The 16,637-nt window shown below is 68.2% G+C and carries 14 protein-coding genes; 6 read left to right on the top strand and 8 right to left on the bottom strand.

Annotated elements, in window-relative coordinates:
• Nucleotides 1-71: 71 nt before the first annotated feature.
• Complete coding sequence (locus ACWFRF_RS24760; RefSeq protein ID WP_378993808.1) at nucleotides 72-308, bottom strand: hypothetical protein; 237 nt, start codon at nucleotides 306-308, stop codon at nucleotides 72-74.
• 140 nt (nucleotides 309-448) lie between these two features.
• On the opposite strand from ACWFRF_RS24760, the gene ACWFRF_RS24755 reads away from it, so the two are divergent.
• Nucleotides 449-2,416, top strand: a complete 1,968-nt coding sequence (locus ACWFRF_RS24755) for a glycoside hydrolase family 15 protein (RefSeq protein WP_387447722.1) — start codon at nucleotides 449-451, stop codon at nucleotides 2,414-2,416.
• A 64-nt stretch (nucleotides 2,417-2,480) separates the two neighbouring features.
• On the opposite strand, the gene ACWFRF_RS24750 is transcribed toward ACWFRF_RS24755, so the two are convergent.
• Together ACWFRF_RS24750 and ACWFRF_RS24745 are read right to left on the bottom strand one after the other, a co-directional pair.
• Nucleotides 2,481-4,283, bottom strand: coding sequence for a P-loop NTPase family protein (locus ACWFRF_RS24750; RefSeq protein WP_378993804.1), 1,803 nt, complete (start codon nucleotides 4,281-4,283; stop codon nucleotides 2,481-2,483).
• Between the two features lie 44 nt (nucleotides 4,284-4,327).
• The gene (locus tag ACWFRF_RS24745) at nucleotides 4,328-6,406 is read right to left on the bottom strand and encodes a hypothetical protein (RefSeq protein ID WP_452452449.1); all 2,079 of its coding nucleotides are present in this window, start codon (nucleotides 6,404-6,406) and stop codon (nucleotides 4,328-4,330) included.
• A 285-nt stretch (nucleotides 6,407-6,691) separates the two neighbouring features.
• Between ACWFRF_RS24745 and ACWFRF_RS24740 the strand changes: the two genes are divergently transcribed.
• Genes ACWFRF_RS24740 through ACWFRF_RS24730 form a run of 3 tightly spaced genes read left to right on the top strand, consistent with a single transcriptional unit; the run spans nucleotide 6,692 to nucleotide 9,071 of the window.
• Nucleotides 6,692-7,060 carry a hypothetical protein gene (locus ACWFRF_RS24740; RefSeq protein WP_380347195.1) on the top strand — a complete coding sequence of 123 codons (369 nt, stop codon included), beginning with the start codon at nucleotides 6,692-6,694 and terminating at the stop codon, nucleotides 7,058-7,060.
• A 35-nt stretch (nucleotides 7,061-7,095) separates the two neighbouring features.
• A complete protein-coding gene (locus tag ACWFRF_RS24735) occupies nucleotides 7,096-7,788 on the top strand; it encodes a response regulator transcription factor (RefSeq protein WP_380347193.1) in 693 nt (230 codons plus the stop codon).
• Nucleotides 7,785-9,071 carry a HAMP domain-containing sensor histidine kinase gene (locus ACWFRF_RS24730; RefSeq protein WP_452452447.1) on the top strand — a complete coding sequence of 429 codons (1,287 nt, stop codon included), beginning with the start codon at nucleotides 7,785-7,787 and terminating at the stop codon, nucleotides 9,069-9,071. The genes ACWFRF_RS24735 and ACWFRF_RS24730 overlap by 4 nt, the downstream gene beginning before the upstream one ends.
• 21 nt (nucleotides 9,072-9,092) lie before the next feature.
• On the opposite strand, the gene lepA is transcribed toward ACWFRF_RS24730, so the two are convergent.
• Nucleotides 9,093-10,967, bottom strand: a complete 1,875-nt coding sequence (lepA, locus tag ACWFRF_RS24725; RefSeq protein WP_378993794.1) for a translation elongation factor 4 — start codon at nucleotides 10,965-10,967, stop codon at nucleotides 9,093-9,095.
• 114 nt (nucleotides 10,968-11,081) lie between these two features.
• On the opposite strand from lepA, the gene ACWFRF_RS24720 reads away from it, so the two are divergent.
• Nucleotides 11,082-11,633 (top strand): type II toxin-antitoxin system PemK/MazF family toxin, encoded by a 552-nt coding sequence (locus ACWFRF_RS24720; protein ID WP_101463946.1) that lies wholly within the window; start codon nucleotides 11,082-11,084, stop codon nucleotides 11,631-11,633.
• Between the two features lie 55 nt (nucleotides 11,634-11,688).
• Here the strand turns inward: ACWFRF_RS24720 and ACWFRF_RS24715 are convergent, their stop codons facing one another.
• The 4 genes from ACWFRF_RS24715 to ACWFRF_RS24700 form a co-directional block, all read right to left on the bottom strand.
• Nucleotides 11,689-12,465 carry an aquaporin gene (locus ACWFRF_RS24715; protein WP_452452444.1) on the bottom strand — a complete coding sequence of 259 codons (777 nt, stop codon included), beginning with the start codon at nucleotides 12,463-12,465 and terminating at the stop codon, nucleotides 11,689-11,691.
• A gap of 66 nt (nucleotides 12,466-12,531) precedes the next feature.
• Entirely contained in the window at nucleotides 12,532-13,374 is an 843-nt protein-coding gene (locus ACWFRF_RS24710) for a transglutaminase family protein (protein ID WP_378637428.1), read from the bottom strand.
• Nucleotides 13,371-14,348 (bottom strand): alpha-E domain-containing protein, encoded by a 978-nt coding sequence (locus ACWFRF_RS24705; protein ID WP_101463949.1) that lies wholly within the window; start codon nucleotides 14,346-14,348, stop codon nucleotides 13,371-13,373. The genes ACWFRF_RS24710 and ACWFRF_RS24705 overlap by 4 nt, the downstream gene beginning before the upstream one ends.
• A gap of 4 nt (nucleotides 14,349-14,352) precedes the next feature.
• Nucleotides 14,353-15,978, bottom strand: coding sequence for a circularly permuted type 2 ATP-grasp protein (locus ACWFRF_RS24700; RefSeq protein WP_378994041.1), 1,626 nt, complete (start codon nucleotides 15,976-15,978; stop codon nucleotides 14,353-14,355).
• Between the two features lie 308 nt (nucleotides 15,979-16,286).
• Here ACWFRF_RS24700 and rpsT point away from each other — a divergent pair, with 308 nt between their 5' ends.
• Nucleotides 16,287-16,547: a 30S ribosomal protein S20 gene (gene rpsT / locus ACWFRF_RS24695; protein WP_056821462.1), complete on the top strand. Its 261-nt coding sequence runs from the start codon at nucleotides 16,287-16,289 to the stop codon at nucleotides 16,545-16,547.
• The last annotated feature ends 90 nt before the right edge of the window (nucleotides 16,548-16,637 follow it).

Below are 16,637 nucleotides of genomic sequence, written 5' to 3'. Positions count from 1 at the left end.
CGTGAAGAACCACGCGATGACGACCAGGACCAGTAGGGCGATGAGCGCGAGCTGGACGCGAGAACGTGGCATCAGCGGGCACCGCTACCGACGGTCGGGCGTTCGGCGAGGGCGACCGGCATCGGCGGTTCGGTGCGATCGTCGCGGCGCAGCAGGCGGAAGGCCATACGCAGGCTTCGGTCGAGCAGGAAGGCGATGGCGAAGCTGATCGGGACCATGCCGACCAGCACCACGAGAAACTGCGGAATGAAGGGCAGCCCGGCTACCCAGAGTTCGAACCCGTCCCACCAACCTGCGATGCGTTGCACGCCGTCCAGCCTAGTCGGTCGCCGTGAACGCCCTCGCCGTCCGCATGGCCGCGGGCGAATTCCCGGCCGCGACCGGCCGATACGCCGAGATCGCCGCCCCCAGCGGTGGACGCGCGCCCACACCGCCGTGATGATGGGGTATGGAGTCTTCCAGCGCTGACAGCCTGCCGATTCTGAGTCCGGTGTCCTCCAGCGGCCGTCGCGGCGCGTTTCCCCCGATCGACGACTATGCCTTCCTGTCCGACTGTGAAACCAGCTGCCTGATCGCCAGCAGCGGTTCGGTGGAGTGGATGTGCGTGCCACGCCCGGACTCCCCCAGCATTTTCGGCGCGATCCTCGACCGCAGCGCCGGGCATTTCCGGATCGGCCCCTACGGAACGAACGTGCCCGCGGCGCGGCGCTACCTGCCGGGCGGGATGATCCTGGAAACCACCTGGCAGACCGAAACCGGCTGGCTGATCGTGCGCGACACCCTGGTACTCGGCCCGTGGCACAACAACAACGCCCGGTCCAAGACCCACCGGCGCACCCCGATGGACTGGGACGCCGAACACATCCTGCTGCGCACGGTCAAGTGTGTGAGCGGCACCGTCGAACTCGAAATGAGCTGCCAGCCCTCGTTCGACTATCACCAGCGCGGAGCCAAGTGGGAGTACACCGGCAAGGTCTACGAGCAGGCGACCGCGCGGGCGTCGAGCGATCCCGACAGTGGGCCGTCGCTGATTCTCACCACCGATCTGCGCCTCGGTCTGGAGGGGAGGGAGGCACGCGCCCGCACCAGGATGGCCGAGGGCGACCAGGTGTTCGTCGCGCTCACCTGGTCGGAGCTACCCGCGCCCGCCACCTACGACGAGGCCGCGCAGAAGATGTGGGCGACCACCGAGTGCTGGCGGCGCTGGATCACCCAGGGTGATTTCCCCGACCATCCGTGGCGCAGCTACCTGCAGCGCAGCGCACTCACGCTCAAGGGGCTCACCTACGCGCCGACGGGCGCACTCCTCGCCGCCGCCACCACCTCACTTCCGGAAACCCCTGGCGGAGAACGTAACTGGGACTACCGCTACACCTGGGTGCGCGACGCGAGTTTCGCGCTGTGGGGCCTGTACACCCTCGGACTCGACCGCGAGGCCAACGACTTCTTCGCCTTCCTCGACGATGTCACCACCGGCGAGAACGGGGACGCGGTCCCCCTGCAGGTGCTCTACGGAATCGGCGGCGAACGGCAGATCACCGAATACGAGCTGCCGAATCTGTCCGGCTACGACGGCGCGCGCCCGGTCCGCGTCGGCAACGCCGCCTACGACCAGGACCAGCACGATATCTGGGGCACCATGCTCGACGCGGTGTACCTGCATGTGAAATCGCGCGGGCAGGTGCCGGAATCGCTGTGGCCGCTGCTCGAACGCACCGTGCACGCGGCGATCGCGAACTGGCGCAAACCCGATCGCGGGATCTGGGAGGTCCGCGGCGAACCGCAGGACTTCACCTCGTCGAAGGTGATGTGCTGGGTGGCACTGGATCGCGGCGCCCGGCTGGCGGAGTTGCACGGCCAGCACGAGCGCGCGGCCGAGTGGTTCGAGATCGCCGAGGAGATCCGCGACGACGTCCTCGAATTCGGTGTCAGCCCGGAGGGCATCTTCACCCAGACCTATGGTGGCAACACGCTCGACGCCTCGCTGCTGCTGGTGGTGCTGACCCGGTTCCTGCCGCCCGACGATCCGCGCATCCGCGCGACGGTGCTCGCCGTCGCCGACCGCCTCACCGTCAACGGACTGGTGCTGCGCTACCGCACCGAGACCACCGACGACGGTCTGGAAGGCGAGGAGGGCACCTTCACGATCTGTTCGTTCTGGCTGGTCTCGGCGCTGGTGGAGATCGGCGAACTCGAACGGGCCACCAATCTGTGTGAGCGGCTGCTCGGACTGGCCAGCCCGCTGCGCCTCTACGCCGAGGAGATCGACTCACGCACCGGGCGGCACCTGGGCAACTTCCCGCAGGCCTTCACCCACTTGGCGCTGATCAACGCCGTGACCCACGTGATCCGGGCCGAGGACCAGCGCAACGCGGGTCAGTTCCAGCCCGCGCACTCACCTTCGCACCGCTCATGAGACCGGGGCGGCCGACGCCTTCGCCCGGTGCCGGACACAGTGTTTCGCCCCACCGGGCGCCCGCTCAGTAGGCGAGGCGTTCGGCGCGGGCGCGTAGCCCCGCCACCGTGCGCAGGCCCGCGTCGATCTCGGTGATACGCAGTTCCCGATGGTCGCCGTAGCGCAGGCCTGTCTCCTCGGCGGCGCGCAGGGCCTCGTCGGCGGTACGGCCCACTTCGGCGGCGATCTCGGTGTAGTGGTCGCGCAGCACACGTTGCAGGGAGCGAAGGCGGTTGCGCGATTCCTTGCCCACCTGGAAGATCACGTCGTCGGCCAGCCGGGCGACGGCCACTTTGGCCTCTGCCTGCCTGCGATGCTTGCGGTTCTTGCGGTCGTCCCACAGCGCGTTCACACCGAGCAGCACACCCGCGCCGGCGGAATACCAGTTCACCAGCGACATCCCGAGCAGGCTGGTGGCCAGACCGACCATCAGGATGCCGCCGTAGGAGCCACGCAGCGCGGTGAGCAGCTGCTGTCCCACTCCGGCTTTGGCACTTTCGAGGGGTTCCAGCGGCTGCACCGGCTCGAGAACCTCGCCGGGGTTGGTCAGCCGCAGTTCGGGCAGCGGCGGGGTTCGGTTGTCGGGCGGGAACTTCGAGGCCACCTGCTCGGTGAGCTCGACGGCACGGTAGTGCGCCATCACGAAGTTCTCCTCGACCGCCTCACAGATCCGCGCGTCCAGCTCGGAGGCGAAATCGGACCACTTGCGGGCAGGGTCGGTGCGGGTGATCTCGGCCTCGGCCTCGCGGACCAGCGTGCGCAACCGGTGCCGCAGATCGTGTTCGATGTCGGCGCTGAGCTCGGAGCTGCCGTCGACGAGGGTGACCTGCCAGGTGGCGGTGCGCTGTCGCAGCTGATCGGCGGTGGTGCGCGCGGCGGCGAGGCGCTGGGTGATCTCGGCGCGCCTGCGCGGGTCGCGCAGTGTGTCCGACTCGGCCCGCAGGGTGACGGTGAGCTGATCGGTGATCAGCGCGATATCGCGCACCGCGGCCGCCACGGCCACCGAATCGGCCTGGGCGACAACATATTCCCGCAGGTGATCGATGAGCTGGGGCACGCCCGACTCGGCATCACGCTGCTGGTCGCCGCGCTCGGCGGCCTCTCGGTGCAGCAGACCCGAGACGGGAGCCACCGCGAAGTTCAGCCCGGCACCGTCGAGCAGCGCGCGATTGCGTCGCTGGGTGAGCGACCAGTGCGGGTTGCGGTCGATCTTGGTGAGTACGCAGACCACCGACGGGCACACCTGCTCGACCCGGCGCAGGTAGTCCAGCTGCGCCTCGGTGAGCTCGGCGGCGGAGTCGGCGGCGTAGAGCACGACATCGGCGGCGGCGATCATCGACCAGGCGGCCGCCTCGTGCGCGGTCGAGCCGGGCGCGTCCATCACGACGAGCCCGTCGGCCAGCAGCCCACTCGGCTCGGCGAACTCGGCGCGCAACACACCGAGCGAGGTCAGGGCGGGAAGCGGATTCAGCGGATCGACGGGCACCCGTTCGACCCGGCCACCCGGCGCCGACTTCACCAGCGTCGCCTTCGGCGCCTGGCCGTATTCGACGATCACCGGAACGCTCGGCTTGCCCTCGGTGGCACTGACCGGCGACCCGACCATGCTGTTGACCAGCGTGCTCATCCCCGCCTGCGGTTCGCCGACGACGACGATCCGGACCCGCGGATCGCTGAGCCTGGCCCGCACCATGCCCAGCCGGGCATCGAGGTCGTTGCGGCCGCCCGAGCGGACCAGTTCCCGCAGTTCGTCGACCAGCGCGACAACGGGAGCCATCACATCCGGATGCTTCACCGTCGCGGTCTGCAGTCCGGCTGCGGCAGACACCTGTTCCTCACTCTCGTCGCATCGACACGGCCGAAATCGTCGTGTCAGACCACGAAGTCATACCCGTGGTGCTCGATGGGAAACGCGGCTGCGTGCAAATCACCGCCACCCAAGCCCGTATCGAACAATCCGGCCGAGACGCCATGGTAACCGCTGTCGTGCTGGTCGAACTCGGCGGCGATCGGCTTGGTCTCGATGACCGGGGGTTTTACCGGCGCGACGGTCGGCTGCACGGTGACCGGCGGCGGGGTGACCACCGTCGGCGGGTCGATGTCGACGGTGGGCTGCTTGGTCGGCGGATCGATGGTCGGCTGCTTGGTCGGCGCCGTCGGCTGCTGGGTGGGCACCGTCGCACTCGTGTGCGGGGTGGTCTGGCTGGGCACATCGACGGTCGGCGTACTCCCACCGGTCGAGGGAGTCGTCACGCCGCCGGTGCTGGTCCCCGGCTTGGTGGTGAGGTCGTCGTCGGGAGTGGTCGGCATGGTCGGAACGGTCGAGCCGGTGTGGCCGGTCGGCGGCACGGTGATCGGCACCTTGGTGACGTCGGGCGCGGTCGGCGCCGTGACCGTGGGCACCTTCACCGTCGTCGGGGTGTCGAGGTCGACCGTCGGGACCTTGGAGGGAACCGTCACCGGCACGGTCGTCGGGGTGTGGCCGCCACCGGAGACTTCAGGCAGCACAACGGGTTTCGTCGGGGTGGGTGGGGTGAACAGCGCGGGCACCGAGGCCGCGGGCGCGGTCAGCGGCGACACGGCTTGGTGACCGAACACATTCGCGATCGGGGTGGAGGCCGCGTCGGGCTGGATGGTGGTCTGCAACGGCGTGCTGACCACGGGGTTGACCGCCACCGGCGCGGGCGCTACGGGGGCGACAGGCACGGGCGCGGGAGCGATCGGGGCCGGCGCGTGCGCGGGAGCCGCGGCGAACGGTGTCGCCGGGGCGGGTGCGGGAGCCGCGATGGCCGGCGCGGGTGCCGCGAGCGCCGGGGCGGGCGCGGCGGGTGCCGTCGTGCCGGGCAGGCCGATGCCCGACGAGGACGAACCGGGCAGGCCGGGAGCGCCCGACGACGAGTTGCCCAGACCGGTTCCGCCGGACGCGGAAGTGCCGAGGCCGGATCCAGCCGGCGTGGTGCCTGCCGTGTCGCCGGGGACCTTCAGGCCGTCACCGAGCCACTGGCCGTAGTCGTCGAGCTGATCGCCGACCTGGCCGACCTGCACGTCGACCTTCATCTGCGACGTGGCCCACACGCCGTCGAGCCCGACGTGGACGTCGACCTGCCAGTCGGTGGTCACCATCGCGCCGACACCGTCGAACATGCCACCGATACCGTCGAATGCGCCGTCGAGGTTGCCGATCCCGTCGAACATGCCGCCGGGCGCGTTGGCACCGGCCGAACCGCCACCGGGCAACCCGACGCTGTCGTAGCCGGGGAGGCCGAACCCGTTGCCGGGCAGACCGTCGTAGCCCGGAATGCCGATACCGCCGCCGGGCAGACCGTCGAAACCGGGCAGACCGTGGCCGGTGCCGGGTAGCTCGAAACCGGGAAGGTTGCCGTGGCCCGGAAGACCTTCGAAACCGGGCAGATCGAAGCCGGGGTCCGGGGTGGTGCCGGGCAGCGGGTTCGGGGTGTCGTGGTACCCCGGTCCGGCGGGCGTGTGCCCGTAGCCCGGTATGCCGATACCGCTGGACGGCTCGTCGCCGCCGGGGATCCGGAATTCACGATCACCGTCGGAGCCGGGAACCTCTGGGCGCCGGGGGGATTCGTCCGTCGCCGCGACCATCGACACGTCGGGCTTGGGCGGCGCGGCGAATGCCGTGTGCGGAATCACCGGGGCAGGCGGGGGCTCGACGGCCAGGTCGGGGAAGGTCACGATCGGACTCGGTGCGTCCGGGCTCGGATCGGTGGAAACGGTCTGCTGCGACCAGCCCGCGTACCTGCTGTCGGCATTGCTGGTGCCCGGCTCGCGCGTGGTCCCGTTGGCCGCGACCAACGCGCCACCGGTGACATAGGCGCCGGCCCTGGCCACCCGGGCTACGCCGTTGGCGATCCGGTAGGCCGTGTCCGACCCCTCCGACCCCTCTGCGCGCGCGGCACCGTCATCGAAAGGCAGATCACGCGTCATCAAAGCTCCAACACTCGCATCGCTGTGGTTCCCCACCACAAACAGCGGCGAAGTGAGGCCCATCCAACACTATTTCCCGGACATCGGCCTGTCATTTCGTGCAGGCCGGTTGGTACCCCGCTCACCTTATGGCGAGCAACATCTTTCGGCGAGCCCGGGGAATCAGGGGCGCGCACGATCCCAAGAGAACTCTAACGAATGCTCAACGGAGCGTGAAGATCGGAACCCTAGCGTCGGTGCGGTCCACCGAGAAGGTCGGTGAAACGCACAGTCAGGAGCCCGATCATGACCGCACTCTCCACCCGTCACCGCGTCAAGGCCGCCGCACTACTCGGCGGTGCCGCCGTGATCACCGCCACTGCGGCGGGCGTCGCGTCCGCCGATCCGGGCGAGCGCCCCGACGACGGCCGGGCAACCACGATCATCTGCACCGCGCCGGGCGGCGGGGACGCCCCCGGTCTCCCCCCGCTGCCCGCCGAGCCCGGAGTCCGTTTCGAACACATCGTTCCCGGTGTGCCCGGCCAGGAACCCGGCCGGATCCACATCGAGCGCGCGGCCCCGGGCACCCCCGCACCGTCGATGGACGGTCCCGTGGAATGTCAGCGGATCCACCCCGATGGTGAGCGCACCATCGTCCCCGCGCGACCGTTCTGACCAGCATAAACAACGGAAAACACTAGGGTGAGTGCATGACGGGACAGCAGATCTTGGTCGTCGACGACGAGGTCCGCGTGCTCGCGTCGCTGCGGCGCGGCCTCGAGCTCTCGGGCTTCGAGGTGATCACCGCGCCCGACGGCGCTCGCGCACTCTCCCTGGTGGGGACCGCTGCTCCCGACGCCATGGTGCTCGACGTGAATATGCCCGAACTCGACGGCGTCGGGGTGGTCACCGCCCTGCGTGCGATGGGCAACGACATCCCCATCTGTGTGCTCAGCGCGCGCAGCGCGGTGACCGACCGGATCGCCGCGCTCGAGCGTGGTGCCGACGACTATCTGACCAAGCCGTTCGATCTGGGCGAGCTGGTCGCGCGGCTGCGCGCGCTGTTGCGACGCAGACCGGTCACCGCCGCCTCGCCGGCCGACACGATCCAGGTCGGCGAGGTGATGATCGATCTGACCGGGCATCGGGTGCACGCGGGGCCGGCCCTGGTCGACCTCACCAAACGGGAGTTCGAGCTGCTCGCGATGCTGGCGCGCAATACCGGGATCGTGCTCGGGCGCGAGCAGATCCTGTCGACCGTCTGGGGGTACGACTTCAGCACCGATACCAATGTGGTCGATGTGTTCGTCTCGTATCTGCGGCGCAAACTGGAGGCCGAGGGTGTCGCGCGGGTGGTGCACACCGTGCGCGGGGTCGGGTTCGTGCTGCGGGATCAGCCGTGAGGGCCTCGTGGTCGTTGCGGGTCCGGGTCGCGTTGGTGTCGGCGGCGGTGGCCGCGCTGGTCGCGGTCACGCTCGGACTGACCTATGCCGCGCTGCTGAAGGTGACGGGCACGAGCCAGCTCGATCAGACCGTCTCCAGCATGCGGGTACAGATCGCGCAGCGCTACGACGGCGTGCCCGGGGAACCACCCGAACTTCAGGTTCCCTCGGCCCCGGTTCCGTTGCCCACCAACGGGATAGCGCGTGAGCGCACCATCGTGGTCCCCGGCACCCCACCCGATGAGGCGCTCGCCCAGGTCCAGGGCGCCCCGGGGTTGCTGGTGCGGCTCGATCCCGATCGCGAACTCGTCGACGCCGCCATCACCCGCAGCCAGCTGATCGGTCTCGGCATCGGGGTGGCCGGGGTGATCGTCGCCGCCGTATTGGGTTGGGTGCTGGCCGGATTCGCCGCACGCCCGCTACGCAGACTCGCCACCGCCACCCACGAGATCGACACACTCGACGAGTTGCCACCACTGTCGGGGCGCGGCGCCAAAGAGGCCGAGGAACTGTCCGACGCGATCAACCGGATGCTGGCACGCCTAGAGACCGCACACGGCGAGACCCGCCAGGCACTGGCCAGTGCCCGCGACTTCGCTGCCGTCTGCGCCCACGAGCTCCGCACTCCGCTCACCGCCATGCGCACCGACCTGCAGGTACTGTCCGGCACCGAACTACCCGCCGACCAGCGCGGCGCCGTCCTCGCCGATGTGCTGGCCGCCGAGGGTCAGATCGAGCGCACCCTCACCGATCTGGAACGCCTCGCCGTCGGCGATCTCACCGATCACGGTGCGTTCGAACCGTTCGAACTGTGCGAGACCCTCGACCGCGCGGTGCAGAACGCTCGCCGGGCGAATCCCGGCGTCGACATCTCGCTCACCGCCTGCGATCCGGTCCCGGTACACGGACTGCCCGGCGGGATCATGCTGATCGTGACCAACGCGGTCGCCAACGCGGTCCTGCACGGCCGGGCCACCGAGGTCGCCGTCGCCGCACGGTCCACCGGCAACGGCGCCGAGATCACCATCGACGACAACGGCACGGGCATACCGGAACACCTGTCCCCCACCGCTTTCGACCGCTTCGCCAAACGCCCCGGCTCTCCCGGCTCCGGTCTCGGCCTCGCACTGGTCCGCCAACAGGCCGAGTTGCATTCCGGTACCGCCGAACTCGCCCACAGCCCCCTCGGCGGCGTGCGCCTGCGGGTGGAAATAGCTCAGGCGCCGGTGAGCACCGGCGCCTGAGCGGTCGTTCTGAGAGCTTGCCTACTTCTTGGGCTTGTCCGAATCCGAGGACAGCGCCGCCACGAACGCTTCCTGAGGGACCTCCACGCGACCGATGGTCTTCATGCGTTTCTTGCCCTCCTTCTGCTTCTCGAGCAGCTTGCGCTTGCGGCTGATGTCGCCGCCGTAGCACTTGGCGAGGACGTCCTTGCGGATCGCCCGAATGTTCTCGCGGGCAATGATCTTCGCGCCGATCGCGGCCTGGATCGGCACCTCGAACTGCTGACGCGGGATCAGTTCGCGCAGCTTGGTCGTCATCTTGTGCCCGTAGCCCTGCGCGGCATCGCGGTGCACGATCGCACTGAACGCGTCGACGGCCTCACCCTGGAGCAGGATGTCGACCTTCACCAGATCGGCTTCCTGCTCGCCCGCCTCTTCGTAGTCGAGGCTGGCGTAGCCGCGAGTGCGCGACTTCAGCAGGTCGAAGAAGTCGAAGATGATCTCGGCCATCGGCATGGTGTAGCGCAGCTCGACGCGGGTCTCGGACAGGTAGTCCATGCCGCCCAGTTCGCCGCGACGCTGCTGGCACAGCTCCATGATCGAGCCGATGAACTCACTCGGCGAGATGACGGTGCACTTCACGATGGGTTCGTACACGTGCCGCGACTTGCCCTCCGGCCAGTACGACGGGTTGGTGACGACGTGTTCGGTGCCGTCCTCCATCTCCACCCGGTACACCACGTTGGGCGCGGTGGAGATGAGCTCGAGACCGAACTCGCGCTGCAACCGCTCGCGGGTGATCTCCATGTGCAGCAGACCGAGGAAGCCACAGCGGAAGCCGAAGCCCAGCGCCACCGAGGTCTCCGGCTCGTAGGTGAGCGCGGCATCGTTGAGCTGCAGCTTGTCCAGCGCGTCACGCAGATCCGGATAGTCGGAGCCGTCGACCGGGTACAGACCGGAGTAGACCATCGGTCGCGGCTCGCGGTAGCCGGTGAGTGCTTCGGTGGCGCCGTTGCGGGCGCTGGTGACGGTATCGCCGACCTTCGACTGGCGCACGTCTTTCACGCCGGTGATCAGATAGCCGACCTCGCCGACGCCCAGCCCCTGGGTGGGCTTGGGTTCGGGCGAGACGATGCCGACTTCCAGCAGCTCGTGGGTCGCGCCGGTCGACATCATCTTGATCTTCTCGCGTGGGGAGATCTTGCCGTCGACCACGCGGATGTAGGTGACCACACCCCGGTAGGTGTCGTAGACCGAGTCGAAGATCATCGCGCGGGCCGGTGCGTCGGCGTCGCCCACCGGAGCGGGGACGGCCTCGATCACCTTGTCCAGCAGCTCGGTCACGCCGACACCGGTCTTGCCCGAGACCCGCAGCACGTCGCCCGGCTCGCAGCCGACGATGTGGGCCAGCTCGGCGGCGTAGCGATCGGGATCCGCGGCGGGCAGGTCGATCTTGTTGAGCACCGGAATGATCGTGAGATCCTTCTCCAGCGCCAGATACAGGTTCGCGAGAGTCTGCGCCTCGATGCCCTGGGCGGCGTCGACCAGCAGGATCGCGCCCTCACAGGCCTCGAGCGCGCGAGAGACCTCGTAGGTGAAGTCGACGTGGCCCGGGGTGTCGATCAGGTGCAGGACGTAGTCGGTGCCGTCGACCTGCCACGGCAACCGCACGTTCTGCGCCTTGATCGTGATGCCGCGCTCACGCTCGATGTCCATCCTGTCCAGGTACTGGGCACGCATGGCCCGCTCCTCGACCACACCGGTCAGCTGCAACATCCGATCGGCCAGGGTCGACTTGCCATGGTCGATGTGGGCGATGATGCAGAAGTTCCGGATCCGGGACGGATCGGTGAACGTCGTATCGGCAAAACTGGAAGCCACTCCACTCCTCGCGGGGTATAGGCGAACTGCGCCCATCGTCCCATGCGCCCAGCTACTCCACTCGCACCGGTGCACCCGACCGCGTCATTCCTGCGAGCCCGGGCCCTGTCACCGGTGCACCGAAGTGCGAGTCGGCGTTATATTTCACAGATGGCCAGCAGTTGGAACAGTCTCGGCAAGCAGCTCGGCGTCATCGCCAAGGAGCAGGGGCCCAAAATCGTGCGCAAGCAGGGGCCACGACTGCTCGAGAAGCTGGTGGACGCACTGGCGACCAAGCCGGGACCCGCCGTCGCGGTGCGCCCGACGGCCTCGACCCCCGTGCCGACGGCGCATCGCGCCCGCCAGATCGTCTACTGCCCGCAGCTCGACGGGCGCGCCGACCCCGGGGAGATCGTGTGGACCTGGGTGCCGTTCGAGGAAGACCCGACCAATGGCAAGGACCGGCCCGTGCTGGTGGTCGGGCGCGACCGCAAGACTCTGCTCGGACTGATGCTGTCGTCGAAGGCCGACCGCGCCCACGACCACAACTGGGTGGGCATCGGCACCGGCCCATGGGATCACGACGGCAGGCCGAGCTGGGTACGGCTGGACCGGGTACTCGACGTGCCGGAGGACGGCATCCGGCGCGAGGGTGCGATCGTCGAGCGCAAGACCTTCGACCTGGTCGCGCACCGGTTGGTAGCCGAATACAGCTGGAGCTGAACGACAATCGAACCCCGACCCGGAGACATCCGGATCGGGGTTCGACGGTTCGTAGCTAGGAGTGCACGTCCTTGGACCGGCCGAAGATCAGGCCGTAGAGCAGTGCGCCCAGCGCCCCGCCGATCAGCGGGAACACGATGAACGCCCATATCTGCCCCATCGCCCCGTCCTGATACGGCGCGACGCCCAGGCTGCGCGCCGGGTTCACCGAGGTGTTGTCGATCGGCAGCGAGACCAGGTAGATCACCGTGAGCGTGACGCCGATCGAGAGCCCGGCCAGTGGCACGTCGGAGATCTGATCGGTCGAGGCCAGCACCACGAACACCAGCAGCGCGGTGAGCATCACCTCGATGATGATGGTGGCCGCCAAGCCGTACCCGTTCTGCACCACCACATCACCGAGCGGACCGGTCACCGCCGACGGGCTGTGCGCACCCCAGCCGTTGGCGCCCAGACCGTCGACCGGCCGGTCGTAGGCGGGCAGATTGTTGGCCAACGCGAACACCACCAGTCCGGCGAGGAACGCGCCGACCACCTGGGCGATCACATAGCCGACCGCGCCGATCACACTGATCCGCCCGAGCAACATGTGCCCGAGCGTGACAGCCGGGTTGACATGGCAGCCCGAGATCGGCCCGATCGCGTAGACCAGGAACAGCAGCGACAGTCCGAAGGCGAAGGCGACACCGAGCGGGCCCACCCGATCACCCGCCAGCACCATCGTGCCGACGCCACAGACCACGAGGACGAAGGTGCCGAGCGCCTCGGCCACCCACTTCTTCGGCTCCGGGACGACTTCGATTTCGACGAGTTCCTGTGCAGTGGGAGACATCGGCCGCCACCTCTCCGGGAGGAATAAACCCCGCGGCGAGCGGGGTCCGCACGAGCCTCTCGGACACTACGCGAGCCGGGTGACCTCCACAACGACCTCCAGGTCTGTCGAGCCGCCGCCGGAGAACACGCCTTTCAACGGCGGCACATCGGCGTAGTCACGACCGACGCCGACCGACACGTGCTGCTCGTTGACGGCGAGATTGTTGGTCGGGTCGTAGCCCCACCACTGCCCGGTCCACGCCTCGATCCACGCGTGCGACTGGCCCGCCACCGTTTCGCCGATCGCCGCACCCGGCTTCGGATGCAGGTACCCGGACACGTAGCGACTGGGAATTCCCATGCTGCGCAACAACACCAGCGTCAGGTGGGCGTAGTCCTGGCACACGCCGCGACGTTCGGCGAAGGCCTGCAACGCCGAGGTGTGCACCGAGGTCGTGCCCGCGATGTAGTCCATCTCCTTGTGCACCCACTCGGCCGCGCGCACCACCGCCTTGGCCGGCTCCTCACCGCGCGAGAGCTGACGCGCCACCGTCGACAGTTTGCGATCGCGCGGCACATAGGCGGTGGGACTGAGCATTTCGTCGAACCGGTCGACGACCCGCCCGCCCTGCAGTTCGTCCCAGCTCAGTTCCTCGGTGGGTTCGGCGAACGGTTCGGTCTCGACCACCGAGGACCCGGTCACCTCGAGTTCGGTGTGCGGTGCGTGCAGGTCGAAGGCCGTGACGGCGGTGCCCCAGTAGTCGGTGTAGCGATAAGCCCTGGTGGCGGGCACGGTTTCGACGCGATTGAGGATTACGTTCTGCCTGCTGTCGGCGCGCGGGGTGAGCCTGGCCTCGTTGAACGACCGCGTCACGGGCGCGTCGTAGACATAACCGGTGGTGTGCACCACCCTGATCCGCCAACTCATAGCTCTCCCTCTACCTGCACGCGGCTGTCCTGCTTGCTGCGCACGTCGGTCCACGCCACCCACGGGGCGGCATGGAAGTACTGGCGTGACACGGCTTCACTGAGCTCACGGCACGATTTCTGCAGGGCGAGCAGGCGGCTCTGCAGATCTTCCAACAACACTCCCGGCGGCAGGAACTCGAGTTCGCTGCGCGCGCGTCCGAGCACCCGTTGCGCCTCGTGCCGCGCGCCGACGCGACTGCCCGGCCGCTGATCGAGCTCGGTCAGGCAGGCCTCGGCGACGCGCAGCGTGTGGAACACCGAACGCGGGAACAGGCGGTCGATCAGGATGAACTCGGCGACTCTGGCCGCGTCGAGGGCGCCGCGATGGGTGCGCAGGTAGGTGTCGTGCGCGCCCGCCGAGCGCAGCACCGTCACCCAGGCGGGCGAGGAGGTCTTGTCACCGGCGCGTGAGAGCAGCAGGCGCACCATCATGTCCACGCGTTCGATGGAACGCCCGAGCAGCAGGAAGCGGTAGCCGTCGTCACGACTCAGGGTCGAGTCGGTCAGTCCGGTGAACATCGCCGCCCTGCCCTTGATGTAGGAGAAGAACTCGTGCGGACCGAGGCCACGCGCCGCCCGCTCCGCCGCGGCCATGCCGTTGTAGGTGGCATTGAGGCACTCCCACATCTCACTCGAGGTGACTTCGCGTGCGCCGCGGGCGTTCTCGCGGGCTTTGGTGATGGAGTCACTGATCGAGACGCCGTGGTCGTGGCTGTAGGCGACGAGATCGGTGACCGACCACACGTCGAGGCGAAGGCCCTCGGGTGGTTCGATCCCGAGCACCTTCAGCAGCACGCGAGACGTGCGGTCCGCGTCGACGGTGGCGTCTTCGAGCAGTTGGTGCACCGCCACGTCCAGGATGCGCGCTGTGTCGTCGGCGCGCTCGACGTATCGGCCGATCCAGTAGAGGGATTCGGCGTTTCGAGCAAGCATGTCTCTATTCCCCGATCAACCGCTGTGTCTGCTGTTGTTGCTGCTGTTGCTGATTGGCCTGCGGGGTGCTGAGTTCGCGACCCAGCTCGAACGAATCCGCTTGCGGCGGTTCGCTGACGAGCTCGGGTCCGGCCAGTTCCCGGTCTTCGGTCCCCGAGCGCCCGGCCAGCACCCAGGTGTCCTTGCTGCCGCCGCCCTGACTCGAGTTCACCACCAGCGAGCCCTCCGGCAGCGCGACCCGGGTGAGTCCGCCGGGCAGCACCCAGATGTCGTCCCCGTCGTTGACCGCGAACGGGCGCAGGTCCACGTGCCGGGGCGCGAGATCGTCACCGATCTTGGTCGGCACCGTCGAGAGCTGCACCACCGGCTGGGCGATCCAGCCACGCGGGTCGGCCTTGATCTTGCGCTTGATCGTCTCCAGCTCGCGCGGCGAGGCATCGGGCCCGATCACGATGCCGTAGCCACCGGAACCCTCGACCGGTTTGACCACCAGTTCGCCGACCCGGTCGAGCACCTCCTCGCGTTCGTCGTCCAGCCAGCAGCGGAAGGTGTCGACATTGGGCAGGATCGGCTTCTCGCCGAGGTAGTACTCGATGATCTTGGGCACGTAGGTGTAGATGAGCTTGTCGTCGCCGACACCGTTGCCCACCGCGCTCGAGATCACCACATTGCCCGCGCGGGCGGCGTTGAGCACGCCGGCGACGCCGAGCACGGAATCGGGGCGGAAGTGCATCGGGTCGAGGAAGGTGTCGTCGATGCGCCGGTAGATCACGTCGACCTGACGCTCCCCCGCCGTCGTGCGCATGTAGACGACATTGTCGCGGCAGAACAGGTCGCGACCCTCCACCAGCTCCACACCCATCTGCCGGGCCAGCAGCGAATGCTCGAAGTAGGCGGAGTTGTGCACGCCCGGCGTGAGCACCACCACGGTCGGGTCGACCTCGTTGGGCGCCGCGGAGGCCCGCAGCGCGCGCAGCAGGTGGCCCGGATAGTCGCCCACCGCGCGCACCCGATGCGAGGAGAACAGATCGGGGAAGACCCGGGCCATCGTGCGCCGGTTCTCCATCACATAGGACACCCCCGACGGCGAGCGCAGATTGTCCTCCAGCACCCGGAAGTCGCCCTTTTCGTCGCGGACCAGGTCGATGCCCGAGACGTGGATGCGCACGCCGTTGGGCGGGACCAGCCCGGCGGCCTCGCGGTGGAAGTGCTCGCACGAGGTGACCAGACGCTTCGGGATCACCTGATCACGCAGGATGTTCTGCTCGCCGTAGACGTCGGCCAGGAACAGTTCCATCGCGGTGACCCGCTGTTTGATGCCGCGTTCGAGCTTGGCCCACTCCGCGGCGGCGATCACCCGCGGCACCAGATCCAGCGGGAACGGGCGCTCCTGGCCCGACAGCGAGAAGGTGATGCCCTGGTCGATGAACGCACGGTCCAGCGCGTCCGATCGTTTGGCCAGGTCATCGACATCATTGGCGGCCATCGCGGCGTGGATGCCCTTGTAAGGCGCCCGTACCTTCCCCGATGCGTCGAACATCTCGTCGAACGCGTCGGCGAAGCGGCCGGGGCCATATCCCTCGAACAATCCGGTGTGGGTGGCTGCCGGATGGCCGTTCGTTCTCACCATCGCCGGTGATGCAGATCGAGCCGTACTCGGCGCAGTGGTGGAGGTCATGACAAAAACTGTGCATCACCCGGCAGCAGGGTCGTGTGTGACACAGGTAAATTCTTTGCATCACCTGAAACGGGTGAAATCGGCGTTGTCTCCCCGGTCGACCGGATGAGGGCCGATTTCGCCGGGGGGTGGCGAGCTGGTAACCTCGATCTTCGGCGCGGTGTTACCCGTAGTTCAGCACCATCTGCTGCATCGTGGGCGCGCGCCCGACGAGCTTTCAAGGAATACCACCCAGCGACAGGAAACCAGAGGATACAGGCGTGGCCAACATCAAGTCCCAGATGAAGCGGATCCGTACCAACGAGGAAGCGCGCAAGCGCAACCAGTCGGTCAAGTCCGCGCTGCGCACCGCGATCCGCAACTTCCGTGAAGCTGCCTCCAGCGGTGACAAGGAAAAGGCTGCTGAGCAGCTGCAGTTCGCGAGCCGCAAGCTCGACAAGGCTGCGTCCAAGGGCGTCATCCACGCCAACCAGGCGGCCAACAAGAAGTCCGCGCTCGCGCTGGCTCTGAACAAGATCTGATCGACGGCGAGCCTGGTGCTCGCTGGCAATACTTCGCAAGACGCAGCCGCCGTGGCCTCGATGACCACGGCGGCTTTTGTCGTTCCCTTC

This window comes from Nocardia sp. NPDC055165, assembly GCF_053606985.1.
Note: the sequence above shows the minus strand (reverse complement) of the source record. Positions and strands in the feature narration are given on the sequence as shown.